Source organism: Pseudomonas sp. Irchel 3E13 (assembly GCF_900187455.1).
Taxonomy (GTDB): domain Bacteria; phylum Pseudomonadota; class Gammaproteobacteria; order Pseudomonadales; family Pseudomonadaceae; genus Aquipseudomonas.
The window spans coordinates 140,483-155,078 of the sequence record NZ_FYDX01000011.1; the positions used below are offsets into that span (position 1 = coordinate 140,483).

Annotated in this window: 15 protein-coding genes; 7 read left to right on the forward strand and 8 right to left on the reverse strand. The window is 63.8% G+C overall.

The annotated features are described in order from the left end of the window. Positions 1–58: 58 nt before the first annotated feature. Positions 59–967, reverse strand: coding sequence for a 5'-nucleotidase (locus CKW37_RS20325; RefSeq protein ID WP_095157794.1), 909 nt, complete (start codon positions 965–967; stop codon positions 59–61). A 294-nt stretch (positions 968–1,261) separates the two neighbouring features. Between CKW37_RS20325 and CKW37_RS20330 the strand changes: the two genes are divergently transcribed. Further along, a complete protein-coding gene (locus CKW37_RS20330) occupies positions 1,262–2,335 on the forward strand; it encodes a 3-deoxy-7-phosphoheptulonate synthase (RefSeq protein ID WP_095157796.1) in 1,074 nt (357 codons plus the stop codon). A gap of 72 nt (positions 2,336–2,407) precedes the next feature. Here CKW37_RS20330 and CKW37_RS20335 read toward each other — a convergent pair whose 3' ends face one another. After that, positions 2,408–2,689: a GNAT family N-acetyltransferase gene (locus tag CKW37_RS20335; protein WP_095157798.1), complete on the reverse strand. Its 282-nt coding sequence runs from the start codon at positions 2,687–2,689 to the stop codon at positions 2,408–2,410. A gap of 513 nt (positions 2,690–3,202) precedes the next feature. Between CKW37_RS20335 and oprI the strand changes: the two genes are divergently transcribed. Beyond that, entirely contained in the window at positions 3,203–3,454 is a 252-nt protein-coding gene (oprI, locus tag CKW37_RS20340) for an outer membrane lipoprotei OprI (protein WP_037058464.1), read from the forward strand. A 131-nt stretch (positions 3,455–3,585) separates the two neighbouring features. Here oprI and CKW37_RS20345 read toward each other — a convergent pair whose 3' ends face one another. The 3 genes from CKW37_RS20345 to CKW37_RS20355 all read right to left on the reverse strand — a co-directional run bounded on the left by CKW37_RS20345 (position 3,586) and on the right by CKW37_RS20355 (position 5,610). Then, positions 3,586–4,563 carry a L,D-transpeptidase family protein gene (locus tag CKW37_RS20345; RefSeq protein ID WP_095157800.1) on the reverse strand — a complete coding sequence of 326 codons (978 nt, stop codon included), beginning with the start codon at positions 4,561–4,563 and terminating at the stop codon, positions 3,586–3,588. 103 nt (positions 4,564–4,666) lie between these two features. Continuing rightward, positions 4,667–4,948: a hypothetical protein gene (locus CKW37_RS20350; RefSeq protein WP_095157802.1), complete on the reverse strand. Its 282-nt coding sequence runs from the start codon at positions 4,946–4,948 to the stop codon at positions 4,667–4,669. Between the two features lie 56 nt (positions 4,949–5,004). After that, positions 5,005–5,610, reverse strand: a complete 606-nt coding sequence (locus CKW37_RS20355) for an arylesterase (protein WP_175653746.1) — start codon at positions 5,608–5,610, stop codon at positions 5,005–5,007. Between the two features lie 10 nt (positions 5,611–5,620). Here CKW37_RS20355 and CKW37_RS20360 point away from each other — a divergent pair, with 10 nt between their 5' ends. From CKW37_RS20360 to greB, 3 genes are all read left to right on the forward strand, one after another. Beyond that, complete coding sequence (locus CKW37_RS20360) at positions 5,621–6,304, forward strand: ABC transporter ATP-binding protein (protein ID WP_095157806.1); 684 nt, start codon at positions 5,621–5,623, stop codon at positions 6,302–6,304. Continuing rightward, on the forward strand, positions 6,305–8,812 hold the full coding sequence (locus tag CKW37_RS20365; protein ID WP_095157808.1) for an ABC transporter permease: 2,508 nt from the start codon (positions 6,305–6,307) through the stop codon (positions 8,810–8,812). It begins immediately after the preceding gene. 91 nt (positions 8,813–8,903) lie between these two features. Further along, entirely contained in the window at positions 8,904–9,377 is a 474-nt protein-coding gene (greB, locus tag CKW37_RS20370) for a transcription elongation factor GreB (RefSeq protein WP_095157810.1), read from the forward strand. Positions 9,378–9,401: 24 nt separating this feature from the next. On the opposite strand, the gene CKW37_RS20375 is transcribed toward greB, so the two are convergent. The 3 genes from CKW37_RS20375 to CKW37_RS20385 all read right to left on the reverse strand — a co-directional run bounded on the left by CKW37_RS20375 (position 9,402) and on the right by CKW37_RS20385 (position 11,943). Then, positions 9,402–9,710: a hypothetical protein gene (locus CKW37_RS20375; RefSeq protein WP_095157812.1), complete on the reverse strand. Its 309-nt coding sequence runs from the start codon at positions 9,708–9,710 to the stop codon at positions 9,402–9,404. Positions 9,711–9,981: 271 nt separating this feature from the next. After that, positions 9,982–10,416, reverse strand: a complete 435-nt coding sequence (locus tag CKW37_RS20380; protein WP_095157814.1) for a DoxX family protein — start codon at positions 10,414–10,416, stop codon at positions 9,982–9,984. Between the two features lie 102 nt (positions 10,417–10,518). Next, a complete protein-coding gene (locus CKW37_RS20385) occupies positions 10,519–11,943 on the reverse strand; it encodes a transglycosylase SLT domain-containing protein (RefSeq protein ID WP_095157816.1) in 1,425 nt (474 codons plus the stop codon). A gap of 165 nt (positions 11,944–12,108) precedes the next feature. On the opposite strand from CKW37_RS20385, the gene CKW37_RS20390 reads away from it, so the two are divergent. Continuing rightward, positions 12,109–12,915, forward strand: coding sequence for a TatD family hydrolase (locus tag CKW37_RS20390; protein ID WP_095157819.1), 807 nt, complete (start codon positions 12,109–12,111; stop codon positions 12,913–12,915). A gap of 95 nt (positions 12,916–13,010) precedes the next feature. Beyond that, positions 13,011–14,489, forward strand: coding sequence for a methyl-accepting chemotaxis protein (locus tag CKW37_RS20395; protein ID WP_095157821.1), 1,479 nt, complete (start codon positions 13,011–13,013; stop codon positions 14,487–14,489). Positions 14,490–14,596: the final 107 nt, after the last annotated feature.

Genomic DNA, 14,596 nt, shown 5'->3' on the forward strand with positions numbered 1-14,596 from the left:
CAGAGCAAGCTTCAGCTTAGCAGCGCCCTGTTGATGCGCAGGCCCCGTCCAGCGGGGCTCAGCCGGGCGTGCGTTCGTTGCTGATGCCGTGCGGAACATGGCCGGTAGCCACAACCCGACTGGCCCGGTCGCAGTGTCCGGCCTGGTCATCAAAGAACACATCTGCAGCGAAGGCTTCGAGGAACGCCGACTTGTCCAGGCCGCCGAGAAACAGTGATTCATCGAGGCGGATATCCCACTCGCGCAAGGTGCGGATGACCCGCTCGTGCGCCGGCGCCGAGCGCGCGGTGACCAGCGCGGTGCGAATCGGACAGGCGCCACTGGGAAACTCTTGCTGCAATTGATTGAGTGCCGCCAGGAACGGCTTGAACGGCCCGCCGCGCAACGGATCGCGGGCCGATTGCCGCTCGCTGGCCTGGAACGCTTCCAGACCACCCGACTGATAGACCCGCTCGGATTCATCGGAAAACAGCACGGCATCGCCGTCGAAGGCGATCCGCAACTCGGTAATGGCATCCCGCCGGGCACCACCCGAAAGAATCGTGGCAGCAGCGAAGCCGGCCTCCAGAGCGCTGCGCACGTCATCGGCATCGGTGGACAGGAACAGATGGCAACCAAACGCCGCCAGATAAGGATACGGACTACGCCCGCCGGCGAACGCCGCGCGGGAAATACCCAGGCCGTAATGCTCGATGGAATTGAATACCCGAAGGCCCGTGTCGGCGCTGTTGCGCGACACCAGTATCACTTCGACCCTTTGCTGGCCGAGGGCGGCATTGAGGCCCAGCAGCTTTTCCACCAGCAGGAAAGCATCGCCTGGCTCAAGGTATTCGTCTTCATGCTCGATCTGGTATTGGCGATAAGCCTCGACGCCCTCGGCCAGGTACAGCCGGTGGCTCTCACTGAGATCGAAGAGTGCCCGTGAGGAAATCGCCACTACCAGTTTGTCGCCCAACCCCTTGCTCATGCCTCGCCCCCGCTACCTGTCATTACCTCCGCTGCGCCAGGCTGCCGCACTGGCCCAGTGAAACATTCGATTCGCAGCCGATTATGCCTTCCATCGCAGGTCCAGCCACCCTCCAGCCACTTTAGTCGTAAAAAGGCGCTTTCAAAGGACCATCCCACACCGGAAACGGGGTCATGCCCATTGTCGAGCCAAGGGTTTACGCGCTAAGGTTCCGCTCCCCGCTGAGCTCAATCATGCTGCTCCGCCGCACGGGGATCGCTGGCGGCCGGCATCCGTGACCTGACGAGTAACACGATGGCTGATTTACCGATCGACGACCTAAACGTTGCCTCCAACGAGACCCTGATCACGCCTGATCAGCTCAAGAAGGAGATTCCACTCAGCGCCACCGCGCTTCAGACCGTGACCGCGGGCCGTGAAGTGGTGCGCAATATCCTCGACGGCAAGGATCACCGCCTGTTTGTCGTGGTCGGCCCCTGCTCGATCCATGACATCAAGGCCGCGCATGAATATGCCGAGCGCCTCAAGGTTCTCGCTGCGGAAGTCTCCGACACTCTTTATCTGGTGATGCGCGTCTACTTCGAGAAGCCGCGCACCACCGTGGGCTGGAAAGGCCTGATCAACGACCCGTACCTGGACGACTCCTTCAAGATTCAGGACGGCCTGCACATCGGTCGCCAACTGCTGCTGGACCTGGCGGAAATGGGCCTGCCCACCGCCACCGAAGCCCTCGACCCGATCTCCCCGCAGTACCTGCAGGACCTGATCAGCTGGTCGGCCATCGGCGCCCGTACCACCGAATCCCAGACCCACCGCGAAATGGCCTCCGGCCTGTCTTCGGCAGTCGGTTTCAAGAACGGCACCGACGGCGGCCTGACCGTGGCCATCAACGCCCTGCAATCGGTTTCCAGCCCGCACCGTTTCCTCGGCATCAACCAGGAAGGCGGCGTCTCCATCGTCACCACCAAGGGCAACGCCTACGGCCACGTGGTGCTGCGCGGTGGCAACGGCAAGCCGAACTATGACTCGGTCAGCGTCGCCCTGTGCGAACAGGCGCTGAACAAGGCCAAGATCAAGCCGAACATCATGGTCGACTGCAGCCACGCCAACTCCAACAAAGACCCGGCCCTGCAGCCGCTGGTCATGGAGAACGTCGCCAACCAGATCCTCGAAGGCAACCAGTCGATCATCGGCCTGATGGTCGAGAGCCACCTGAACTGGGGCGCCCAGGCCATTCCGAAGGACCTCTGCGAATTGCAGTACGGCGTTTCCGTGACCGATGCCTGCATCGACTGGGACGCAACCGCCACTACCCTGCGCAACATGCGCACCAAGCTCAAGGACGTGCTGCCGAAACGTCGCGGCTGATATACGCCACAAACGAAAACGCCGGGCAATTGCCCGGCGTTTTCGTGTCTGTAGGGTGCAAGCCTGGAAAGGTCAGGCCTTGGAAGAATGCTTGTGGTGTCGTTCCATGTAACGTTCGACATAAGAGCAGGAAGGAATGACGGTGTAGCCACACTCTTCGGCGTAGGCCAGTGCCCGCTCGGTCAATGCCGCGGCAATACCGCGACCACGCAGGGCGTTGGGCACGAAGGTGCGATAGATATCCAGAGTCTGCTTACCCAGGTCCATGTAAGTCAGGTAAGCACGATGACCGTCCACATTGGTCTCGAACTGATGACCCTTTTGGTCATGGTGGATGGACAACGCCTCGCTCATCACTACTCCTCGCGGGTCTTGTAATAAAACCCTACCTTAACCGATGTTTGTCCGGCGAAGGAACCTCTACGCCACCCCGTGCCCCGTTGGACAGCGAGAAGAGCCTGATCGTTCTCGGGCAACTGAGCACGTAACAAATAGTAGGCGCCCAACGCGGGGATGCTCAAGGTACTGGTCGGAAAATTTCCGCACTTGAGACCGGCCGACGATGCCAGCGGGCAACGTCCTGAGAACAGCAACCGGATGATCTAGTGCTTATGACGCAACCTGACATTTAAAGTCACCATTAGTTCAAGAAAAACTACTTTTACAAGAATGCGTTACAGCCTCCAGACGCAACAATTGCACGGTTTTCGCGGTTCCTGACTGTCAAGAGCAAGCGCGGCGCAATTTTTTTCCAATTCTTGCGCTCAGTCAGTTTACTTACTACAAGTAATGGGTACTATGTACGCCGGCCAGTTTCTCTTTGTTGAGAGATGGCTCTTTAATAGAAAGTCCTTGAAGGGGAACACGATGAACAACGTTCTGAAATTCTCTGCTCTGGCTCTGGCCGCAGTTCTGGCTACCGGTTGCAGCAGCGTCTCCAAAGAAACCGAAGCTCGTCTGACTGCTACCGAAGACGCAGCAGCTCGTGCACAAGCTCGTGCTGACGAAGCGTATCGCAAAGCCGACGACGCTCTGGCTGCCGCTCAGAAGGCTCAGCAAACTGCTGACGAAGCCAACGAGCGCGCTCTGCGTATGCTGGAAAAAGCCAGCCGCAAGTAATAATCCTTCGGGGTTGTTATTTAGAAGCCGACCCACTTGTGGGTCGGCTTTTTTATTGCCAGCAAGATAACAACACCCTCAAACGACAAGGCCCGCCATTAAGGCGGGCCTTGGTGTAACACCGATGAAACTTACTGCTCTTGGTAAGGTGCGCTGGAAATGATTGGCACTTCGCCACCTACCCCGTTCGGTACAGCAATTTCTACCGGCATGCCGTCTTCGGTCGCGACCACATCGCGAACCATGTCCCAGTTCATCTGCACGTTCTTGGCCAGGTCTTCACGCTTGAGCAGCGCGTTGATCACCGCGGTGTGCTTGTCCACCACCGACGGATCGCCCTTGTCGTCCAGCGGAGTGTGCGCCTCGAGGTAAACCTTGCCGCCACTCATGCCGAACTTGTACGGCTCGTTGATGATCCGCACTGGAGTACCCACTGGCGCCATCTTGGCCAGTTCCAGCACGTTGTTGTTGAACATGCGGAAGCAGCCGTGGCTGGTGCGCATGCCAATGCCGAACTTCTTGTTCGAGCCGTGGATCAGGTAGCCCGGCACGCCCAGGGTGAACTTGAACGGACCTAGCGGGTTGTCCGGGCCGGCCGGCACCACGTTCGGCAGGGGGTCACCGTCAGCAGCGTGCTCGGCCTTGATCGAGGCCGGCGGGGTCCAGGTCGGGTTCGGCGTCTTGGCCGTCACCTTGGTCTGGGCGATGGGCGAACCCCAGCCTTCACGACCGATACCCAGCGGGTAGGTATGCACCACGTTCTCCCCTTTCGGGAAGTAGTACAGGCGGTACTCGGCGAGGTTGATGACGATGCCTTCGCGCGGGCCCGGCGGCAGGATGAAGCGGGTCGGCAGGATGATCTCGGTGCCGGCGCCCGGTAACCAGGGGTCGACACCCGGGTTGGCCGCGACCATTTCCAGGTAGCCCAGGTCACTGGCCGTGCCGATATCGGCGAAGGTGTCCTCGTACTTGGCCTTGATCACCTGGACCTGGCCAATGATGTCTTCGCCAGGTGGCGGCAGTGGGAACTCCAACGCGGCAACGGGACCTGCCGACAGCAGGGCGGCCAGGGACAGGCAACGGGTGACGGCGGGAAAGCGCGGCAACATCCGGGAAATCCTTCGCAAATTCGGGGTGAAGGCGGCAATTGTACACCTCTGCCGAAACAATCGGGAGGCATCGCCGCTGGATGGTGAGAGGGCGGAGCGGTGCTTAAAGTTCCGGCCAGACAGGTCGCGTACCGCGGCGCTGGGCCTCGAGGATGGCCCGGCACAACGGGCACAGGCGGCGATCACGGTAAATCGTGTTCGGCACCCCCGACCAGCGCGGCTGCGCCGGTAGCAGGGTGCCGCACAGGGTGCGGTCGGCCGAGCCCGCCAGTTCGAGTTGACGGGCGACCAGATGCACACGGATTTCCTGGCAGGCGAAGAGATCGAGCTGTTCGTCAGGTTCGATCAATTGATAGGCATACAGGGACCAGGCGGGACGCGGCATCGGGGGCTCCAAATCGGGGGCGCAACATTAGCCGAAAGCCGGTCACTATAAAAGCGTCAAAGCAGCGGTTTTATTGCCGGCCAGGCATTTTCCAGCAACCTGGACTGGCCCCCTTGCGCCGGATGGATGCCATCCGCCTGCATCAGTTCGGGAACACCCCCGACGCCCTCCAGGAAAAACGGCACCAGCGCGATGTTTTTCTGGGTAGCCACGTCGGTATAGACCTGAGCGAAGGCCTTGGTGTAACGCTGGCCATAGTTGGGCGGCAGTTGCATGCCCAGCAGCACGACCTTGGCCCCAGCCTTGCGGGACTGGTCTACCATCGAAGCAAGATTTTGTTGCAATTGCGCAGGAAGCTGTCCCCGCAGGCCGTCATTGCCTCCCAGTTCCAGCACCACCAGGCTCGGTTTGTGCGCTGCAAGCAGCGCCGGCAGCCGCGCCTGGCCTCCGGCACTGGTATCGCCACTGATCGAGGCATTGACCACTTTGTCGCTGTAACCCTCGTTGCTGAGCCGCTGTTCCAGCAGCGCGACCCAGCCCTGTCGGGTATCCAGGCCAAAAGCGGCACTGATACTATCGCCGACGATCAATACCGTACCCGCCGTTGCGCTCTGCGCCATGCACAGCAAGGCCAGACCAGCACTCAATAACCACACTCGCATCGGATTCTCCATGGGCCCCAGCATTCTCACTGCGCGGAACCTTAGCAAAGTGGTTCCCAGCGCGGAAGGCAACCTCACCATCCTCCACGAACTGTCCCTGGACCTCAACGAAGGCGACAGCCTCGCCATCGTCGGCGCGTCCGGCTCGGGCAAGTCCACCCTGCTCGGCCTGCTGGCCGGGCTCGACCAGCCCAGCGCAGGCTCCGTCACCCTGGCCGGCCACGACCTCGGCCCGCTGGACGAAGACCAGCGCGCCAAGGTGCGCGCCGAACACGTCGGTTTCGTGTTCCAGTCGTTCCAGTTGCTCGACAGCCTCAACGCCCTGGAAAACGTCATGCTGCCGCTGGAGCTGGAAGGCCGCCGCGATGCCCGCGAGCACGCCCGCACCCTGCTGGAGCGGGTCGGCCTGGGCCAGCGCCTGAGCCATTCGCCGCGCCAGCTCTCCGGCGGCGAGCAACAACGGGTGGCGATCGCCCGGGCCTTCGCCGCCGAGCCGGATGTGCTGTTCGCCGACGAGCCAACCGGCAACCTCGACAGCCATACCGGTGAACGCATCAGCGACCTGCTGTTCGAACTGAACAAGGAGCGCGGCACCACCCTGGTGCTGGTGACCCACGACGAACGCCTGGCCCGGCGCTGCCGCCGCCAGATCCGCCTGGACGCCGGCCATCTGGTCAGCCCGATGGAGCCCTAGATGGCACGCCTGTCCTTTCTGCGCCTGTTCAACCTTGCTCTACGACAACTGCTGCGCGATGCCCGCGCCGGTGAACTGCGGGTGCTGTTCTTCGGCCTGCTGATCGCGGTGGCGGCGAGCACCGCCATCGGCTACTTCGGCGCCCGCCTCAACGGCGCCATGCTGCTACGCGCGACAGAATTCCTCGGCGCCGATCTAGTGCTGCAAGGCAGCTCGCCGGCCAGCGCCGAGCAGATCGACCGCGGCACCGCGCTGGGCCTGGCCCATGCGCGGGTGGTTGAATTCTCCAGCGTGATTGCCACCGACAACGGTATCCAGTTGTCCAGCGTCAAGGCCGCCGACGCAGCCTATCCGTTGCGTGGCGAACTGCGCAGCGCGCCCGAGCCTTACGCCGCCGAAACCACAGGCGGCGGCCCGGCCTCCGGCGAAGCCTGGGCCGAGCCGCGCTTGCTGGCGGCCCTCGACCTGAAGATCGGCGACAGCATCGACGTCGGCATGAAAACCCTGCGCCTGAGCCGGGTGCTGACCTACGAACCGGACCGCGCCGGCAATTTCTACAGCCTGACCCCACGGGTGATGATCAACCTCGCCGACCTCGACGCCACCGGCGTGGTCCAGCCCGGCAGTCGGGTGACCTACCGCGAACTGTGGCGCGGCGACAACCTGATACTCGCCGACTACCGCCAGGCGCTCGAAGCCACCCTGGCGCCCAACCAGCGCCTGCGCGATGCCCGCGACGGCAACCAGCAGGTCGGCGGCGCCCTGGGCAAGGCCGAGCGCTACCTGAACATGGCCAGCCTGGTCGCGGTGCTCCTGGCCGGTGTGGCCGTGGCGCTGTCCGCCAGCCGCTTCGCCGTGCGACGCTTCGATGCCAGCGCCCTGCTGCGTTGCCTGGGTCTGTCGCGGCGTCAGGCGCTGAGCCTGTTCTGCCTGCAACTGGCGATCCTCGGCAGCCTCGCCGCCCTGGCCGGCGCCCTGCTCGGCTGGCTGGCGCAATTGGGCTTGTTCGCCCTGCTCGACGGCCTGCTGCCGGCGGAGATTCCCGACGGCGGCATCACCCCGGCGCTGGCCGGGATCGCCACCGGCCTGGTCGCCCTCGCCGGCTTCGCCCTGCCCCCGCTCGCCGCGCTGGGCCGGGTTCCGCCACTGCGGGTGCTGCGTCGCGATCTGCTGCCGGTGCCGGCGAGCAGTTGGCTGGTCTACGGCGCGGCGATCCTCGCCCTCGGCCTGATCATGTGGCGCTTGAGCCTCGACCTGCTGCTGACCTTCGCCCTGCTCGGTGGCGGCCTGATCGCCGCGCTGTTGCTGGGCGGCCTGCTCCTGCTCGGTTTGCGCAGCCTGCGCCGCTTGCTGGCCGGAGCGCCGCTGGCCTGGCGACTGGGCCTCGGACAACTGCTGCGCCACCCGCTGGCGGCGGCCGGCCAATCGCTGGCATTCGGCCTGATCCTGTTGGCGATGGGCCTGATCACCCTGCTGCGCATCGAGTTGCTGGACACCTGGCACAACCAGTTGCCCGAAGATGCGCCCAACTATTTCGTGCTGAATATCCTGCCGGACGACAAGGCCAGCTTCGCCAGCCAACTGGAAGGCTTCTCCAGCCATGCCGCGCCGCTTTATCCGGTGATCCCCGGCCGCCTGACGCAAATCAACGGCGAGGCGGTGAACCAGATCGTCAGCAAGGAATCCACCGGCGACCGCGCAGTGCAACGTGACCTGAGCCTGACCTGGGCAGCCGACCTGCCCGAAAGCAACAGCCTCAGCGCCGGACAGTGGTGGCAGGGCCAACCGGCGGCGGACGCGCTGCCCGGCGTGTCGGTGGAGTCGGAGCTGGCGGAAAGCCTCAAGCTCAAACTGGGCGACCGCCTGACCTTCGTCATCGGCGGGGAGGAGCGTGAGGCCCAGGTCAGCAGCCTGCGCACGGTCAACTGGGACAGCTTCCAGCCGAACTTCTACATGATCTTCCAGCCCGGCACCCTGCAGGGACTGCCGACCACCTACCTGACCAGCTTCTACCTCGCACCGGGTAACGACCAGCAAGTGGTGGCCCTGTCCCGCGCCTTCCCGGCGACCACCATCCTTCCGGTCGATGCCTTGCTGGAGCAACTGCGCAGCATCCTCGCGCAGGTCACCCTGGCGGTGCAGTACGTGCTGCTGTTTGTGCTCGCGGCCGGGCTGGCGGTGTTGTTCGCCGGCCTGCAGGCGACCCTCGACGAGCGCATCCGCCAGGGCGCCCTGCTTCGTGCACTGGGCGCAGGCCGGGCCTTGTTGGTCAAGGCGCGGCGGATCGAGTTCGGCCTGCTCGGCGCGGCCAGCGGCCTGCTCGCGGCGATCGGTTGCGAGCTGATTACCTGGGTGCTCTACCGCTTCGCCTTCGACCTGCACTGGAGCCCGCACCCGTCGCTGCTCCTGCTGCCGCTGGCCGGCGCGCTGCTGGTCGGCGGTGCCGGCGTGGTCGGCACCCGCCGCGCGCTCAACGCCAGCCCGCTGACGGTGCTGCGCGAAGGCTGAGCCCTGCGTGCCCGCCACCGGCAGCCTGTACCGCTGCCGGTTCGGCGGGTACTCTTTGCGGCCTGACGTATCGCCCGCCCAGGAGAAGGCATTGGCTACCAACATCATCACCCGAAAAGGCCATGAGGCGCTGAAGGCGGAGCTGGATCACCTCTGGCGCGTGTACCGCCCCGAAATCACTCAGAAAGTCACCTGGGCCGCCTCCCTTGGCGACCGCAGCGAAAACGCCGACTACCAGTACAACAAGAAACTGCTGCGCGAAATCGACCGCCGCGTGCGCTATCTGCGCAAGCGCCTGGAAGACGTGAAAGTGGTGGACTACCGCGCAGAGCAGGAAGGCAAGGTGTTCTTCGGCGCCTGGGTGGAGATCGAGAACGACGCCGGCGAGCAGATGAAATTCCGCATCGTCGGCTATGACGAGATCTATGGCCGTAACGACTACATCTCGGTGGACTCACCCATGGCCCGCGCCCTCCTGAAGAAAGAAGAAGGCGACGAGGTGGTGGTGCAGACGCCGAGTGGCGAGGCGGTCTGGTACGTGAACAGCATCAGCTATCCACAGTGACGCTTCGCCGCCGCGGCAACGACCTCAGGCGCGGGTAATCAGCCCTTGGCGGGCGATGCGGGTCAGGTGGCCGATCATTTCGGCGGCGTCTTCGCGGGCTGGCGACTGCACCACGGCGAGGTCGAAACGGTCATTGGCGTAGTCGGCGAGGGACGCAACGTTATCGACGAACTGGATCAACAATGCGGTAGCGCGGCCTTTGCGACGAGGCCAGCCATCGAGGAGGCGAACGAGGGTGGGTTGGTGCGGACCGATCAGCAGGACGCGCGGGGCGCGGGCCGACTGGCTGGAAGACAGGGGGGTCAGACAGACAATGGAACGTGGGCAACTCATGGAGTCATATTCTCCGCCTCGCAGATCCCGCTGGGCTGCGGTGGGAGGCATCACCGAACCAGCGTTTTAGCGGTATTCGGATCACCTCGAAGGGCTCTCCTGCGCCCCGCAAGTAGCTGTTTAAATCGGCGCAAGTGCGAATCCTAGAGAAGCGGCTGGCGGACTGTCAACACGACTTATGGCAAAAGGCTTACATCTGCCAGCCTCATCCGGGCATCGCTTGTGGGAGCGAGCTTGCCCGGGGACCGCAATTCGGCCCCCGGGCAAACCTTCAACTCTTGGAGATGGCCGCATCCACCGAAGCCCGCCCTGCCCCTTCGAACAGCACCGCCACCGCGCCACCCAGCAGCGCCAGGGCGAACTCATAACCGTTGTTGGCCATGAACAGGCCGTTGTGGATGTGTACCGAGAAGATCGCCACCAGCAACAGGCCGATCAGCGCCACCGCCGCCGGCCGTGCCAGCAGGCCGATCACCAGGGCCAGGCCGCCGAAGAATTCGGCGCCGCCGGACAAGGCCGCCATCAGGGTGCCGGGGGTCAGGCCGAGGCTTTCCATGAACTGCGCGGTGCCCGCCAGGCCGCCGCCGCCAAACCAGCCGAACAGCTTCTGCGAACCGTGAGCCATGAAGATGATGCCGACGAAGATGCGCAGGACGGTCATACCCCAGCCAGCGCGGGTGGTCATTACGGAATGGAGGGCGTTCATGCTGTGTTCCTTACAAGGTGTGATGTGGTGTTGGCGCCATAATAATCATATTACTCAATATGAAAATCGCAATTGACCCATCATTAGAATCGAATAATTTGATTATTTGCGATTCGCCACCTTGCGCGTCCGGGAGGACTCCAACGCCTCCCGCTCCCGGTCGAAGGCCAGGAAGTACTTGTTGACGCTATTAACATAGCTGACCGGCCCCATTCCTACCTGCTCAAGGGCCACCCGCTCCACCTGGAAGAACCACTGGTTGTGATTGAGGCCGCGGCGGCGGGCCTCGGCGCGCATCGCCTGGACCCGTTCGGGCCCGAGGTTGTAGGCCGCCAGCACGAAGGCCATGCGCTCGCGCTCGTTGAGCTGGTTGCTGGCAAAGAACTTGCGGCGGATCAGCGCCAGGTAGCGGGCGCTGGCCTGGACATTGCCGTCGACGCTGTTGATATCACTGACCCCGACCCGCTGCGCGGCGCTCGGAGTCATCTGCATCAGGCCGTGGGCACCACCGGCACCGCGGGCGGCGGGATTGAGCGAGGACTCCTTGAACGCCAGCGCGGCGAGGTTGAGCCAGTCGAGGTTCTGCGCCTCGGCGTGCTTCTGCAGGACCGGACGCAGGTTGTCGAGGCGCTGGCGGTTGGCCTTGGCCAGCGGGTAGTGAACCTTGTACAGACGGCGGTAGATGCGCTCGAAGGCCACGTCCTGGTCCGCCGGCACGCGGTATTCCTGAAGGAAGCGGTCGACGCTGGCGTGCAGCATCACCGCGTCGCGGCGCATGTACCAGTGCATGTTCTCCGGCGCGGTCAGGCTGACCCGGCGCTGGATCTGCAACTTGGGCATGACCTTGCTCCAGCGCTCGGCGATCGGCTGCTCCACCACGGTGAGCGGCAGGATCCCGGCCTGGACCATCTCCAGCACGTCTTCGACCGCCAGGCTGGGGTCGATCCATTCCACCTTGATCGGCGCCAGCTTGCGCAGTGCCAGTTTCTGGTTGATTTCGTGCAAGGTGTCGCCGGCGGCGCTGGCGCTGGGCAGGGCCACGCTGCGGCCGGCAAGCTGCTCGACCTTGCCGTAGACCCGCTCGCCCTTGCGCCCCACCAGCACCAGCGGCACCTGGGTCATCACCGGGTCGCTGGAGCTGACGCCACGGATCGACACCGGATCGAGCAACTCACCCGGCGCCACCAGATCGCCTTCGCCGCGCTGCAGGGCGCTGATCAACTGGTCCTTGGCCTTGGGAATCAACTTCAGACGCAGTTCCTGGCCGTCACGGGCGCGGGCATTAAGGTAATGTTCGAAGGCGCGCAGGCGGTGGTATTCAACGCCATAGGACTGGCCCTTGACCTCGCCGGAGCTGTTGCGGCTCTGGTTGACCAGCACCCGCAGTTCGCGGCTGGCGCGGATTTGTGCGAGGTCGCGGGTCTTGTCGTTGCTGACCACCTGCGGCGGACCGGGCAGGCGCGCGCTGGCCGACCCTGGCAGCAGCAGTCCGGTACACAGCAGAATCATCAGTAACGCTCGCGTCATCCGGGCTCCGGTCACTGGCCGCGATGGGGTGTCAGGGGTCATATTCTGCAGCCGGTCCATGACAATTGACCGCAAAAGACCGCGACAACTCATTGAAGTTCTTGTGTTTATTGATATTTTTTGGCGCAACCAGCGCCCATCTGCGGCAAATTCCGAGGTAGCACCATGCAACTCATCGACATCGGCGTCAATCTGACCAACTCCAGTTTCGCCGGCAAACACCAGGCCATTCTCGAGCGCGCCGAGGCTGCGGGCGTGCGGCAAATGCTGCTGACCGGCACCAGCCTGGCGGGCAGCGAAGAGGCGCTGGAGCTGTGCCAGCAGTTGGACGAGAGCGGCCAGCGGCTGTTTTCCACCGCGGGTGTTCACCCCCACGACGCCAGCCACTGGGACGCCGAAAGCCCGCGCCGTTTGCGCCAGTTGCTGGAGCAGCCGCGGGTGCGGGCGGTGGGTGAATGCGGGCTGGATTTCAACCGCGATTTCTCGCCGCGCCCGCAACAGGAAAAAGCCCTGGAAGACCAGTTGGCCCTGGCGGTTGAACTGCAGATGCCGGTGTTCCTGCATGAGCGCGACGCCAGCGAGCGCCTGCTGCATATCCTCAAGGACTACCGCGACCACCTCACCGCCGCCGTGGTGCACTGCTTCACCGGCGAGCGCGAGGCACTGTTCGGTTACCTCGACCTCGACCTGCACATCGGCATCACCGGCTGGATCTGCGACGAACGCCGCGGCACCCACCTGCATCCACTGGTGGCCAGCATCCCCGAAGGCCGGCTGATGCTGGAAAGCGATGCGCCCTACCTGCTGCCGCGCAGCCTGCGGCCAAAGCCGAAAAGCGGGCGCAACGAACCCGCCTTTCTCCCGGAAGTGTTGCGCGAAGTTGCCCTCCATCGGGGTGAGTCAGTGGAGCAGGTGGCAGCCCACACGACCCACTGTGCACAGCGCTTTTTCAGCCTGCCCGAGCTGGCTTGACACATATCAAGATTTATTGCTGATTAGTCGAACAGAATGCTGGCACCTTGCCAAAAAACTTTCCGCTTAAACGCTTAACTCAGAGAAGACCTACCATGGGTGCCTGGCTTAGCAATATCTCCCTGAAGTACAAGTTCTGGGCTGTCAACGCGGTCGCTTTCGTCACCACGCTGTTCCTGGTGTTGTACGCGGTGTTCCTCGAACAGCAGGCGCGTGTGGAAGAAGCCCAGAGCCGGGCCGTCGCCGAAGCACGCTTGCTGGCCGCCTGGCCGGCGGGACAGGCGTTGCCGCAGAGCCCGCACGTCCTGACCTTCACCCCCGGTCAGGTGCCCAACTACCAGGGCAAGCCCCTCGAATCCGTGGCCAACGCCAGCGGTTGGGTGACGATCGAGCCCTATGCGGTCTTCGGCGATGATCCGCTGGCCGGTGCCCAGGTCATCAGCCGTGACGGCCAGCGGGTCGCCGTGCTGGCGCCGTCGCCGAGCTTCGTGCAGGTCTACGGCGACCGCTTCGGCAACTACGCGGTGTGCGTGCTGATCCTGATGCTGGCGATGCTCTGCGCCTCCCAGTTGCTGATCCGTTTCCTGCTCGCCCAGCTCAACATCCTCAAGGACGTGATGCTGCACGTCGAGAAGACCGGCGACCTCTCGGCCCGGGTGCCGCTGGCCTGCCACGACGAGATCGGGCAGATGGCCACGGCCTTCAACGCCATGCAGACCACCTACCACCGCGTGGTGAACACCGTCGCGCTCACCGCCGCGCAACTCGATTCCGGTGCCGCGCGCCTGGCCTCCAGCATGAGCGATGTGCGCCACGGCATGCTTGGCCAGCAGAGCGAAACCGACCAGGCAGCCACGGCGATCAACGAGATGTCCGCGACCGTCTACCACATCGCCCAGCATGCCGGCGCCACCCGCGACCTGTCGCAGACCGCCGACACCCTGGCCGGCAGCGGCCAGCAAGTGGTCAGCCGGGTGCAGACCTCCATCGCCGGGCTGTCCAGCGGCGTGCAGCAGACCGCCGAGATGATTCGCCAACTGGCCGAGGACAGCCAGAAGATCAACGGCGTGGTCAATGTGATCCACAGCATCGCCGAACAGACCAACCTGCTCGCCCTCAACGCCGCCATCGAGGCTGCCCGTGCCGGCGACCTGGGCCGTGGCTTCGCGGTGGTGGCGGATGAAGTGCGCAACCTGGCCAAGCGGGTACAAAGCTCGACCGACGAAATCACCGATATGGTTTCGGCCTTGCAGGCCGGGACCCGCGACGCAGTGGAGTTCATGACCGAAAGCTCGTTCAAGGCCGACGATTGCGTCAAACAAGCGCAGGAAGCCGGCGAAGCCCTGGCAGAAATCACCGCGGCGGTGGCGCAGATGCGCGAGAGCAACACCCAGATCGCCGCGGCGGCCGAAGAGCAGAGCCATGTGGCCGAGGAAATGAATCGCGCCGTGGTGAGCATTCGCGACGTGACCGAAGACACGGTGCAGCAGACGGTGTCGTCGGCGACCACCAGCGATGAACTGGCAACCCTGGCCGGGGAATTGAACAAGGTGATCGGGCAGTTGAAGTTGTAGAGCGTTCGAGGGCGTCACCGCTGCGGTTCGGCGCCCTCACCTATCCCTTTCCGTCATCAATCCCGTCAATTGGCCTCTCCCAAAGGCCAGAACTACTCTTCAGACAC

Coding starts and splice junctions, on each gene's coding strand:
- CKW37_RS20325 (WP_095157794.1), bottom strand. CDS start 967: ATGAGCAAGGGGTTGGGCGACAAACTGGTAGTGGCGATTTCCTCACGG.
- CKW37_RS20330 (WP_095157796.1), top strand. CDS start 1,262: ATGGCTGATTTACCGATCGACGACCTAAACGTTGCCTCCAACGAGACC.
- CKW37_RS20335 (WP_095157798.1), bottom strand. CDS start 2,689: ATGAGCGAGGCGTTGTCCATCCACCATGACCAAAAGGGTCATCAGTTC.
- oprI (WP_037058464.1), top strand. CDS start 3,203: ATGAACAACGTTCTGAAATTCTCTGCTCTGGCTCTGGCCGCAGTTCTG.
- CKW37_RS20345 (WP_095157800.1), bottom strand. CDS start 4,563: ATGTTGCCGCGCTTTCCCGCCGTCACCCGTTGCCTGTCCCTGGCCGCC.
- CKW37_RS20350 (WP_095157802.1), bottom strand. CDS start 4,948: ATGCCGCGTCCCGCCTGGTCCCTGTATGCCTATCAATTGATCGAACCT.
- CKW37_RS20355 (WP_175653746.1), bottom strand. CDS start 5,610: ATGCGAGTGTGGTTATTGAGTGCTGGTCTGGCCTTGCTGTGCATGGCG.
- CKW37_RS20360 (WP_095157806.1), top strand. CDS start 5,621: ATGGGCCCCAGCATTCTCACTGCGCGGAACCTTAGCAAAGTGGTTCCC.
- CKW37_RS20365 (WP_095157808.1), top strand. CDS start 6,305: ATGGCACGCCTGTCCTTTCTGCGCCTGTTCAACCTTGCTCTACGACAA.
- CKW37_RS20375 (WP_095157812.1), bottom strand. CDS start 9,710: ATGAGTTGCCCACGTTCCATTGTCTGTCTGACCCCCCTGTCTTCCAGC.
- CKW37_RS20380 (WP_095157814.1), bottom strand. CDS start 10,416: ATGAACGCCCTCCATTCCGTAATGACCACCCGCGCTGGCTGGGGTATG.
- CKW37_RS20385 (WP_095157816.1), bottom strand. CDS start 11,943: ATGACGCGAGCGTTACTGATGATTCTGCTGTGTACCGGACTGCTGCTG.
- CKW37_RS20390 (WP_095157819.1), top strand. CDS start 12,109: ATGCAACTCATCGACATCGGCGTCAATCTGACCAACTCCAGTTTCGCC.
- CKW37_RS20395 (WP_095157821.1), top strand. CDS start 13,011: ATGGGTGCCTGGCTTAGCAATATCTCCCTGAAGTACAAGTTCTGGGCT.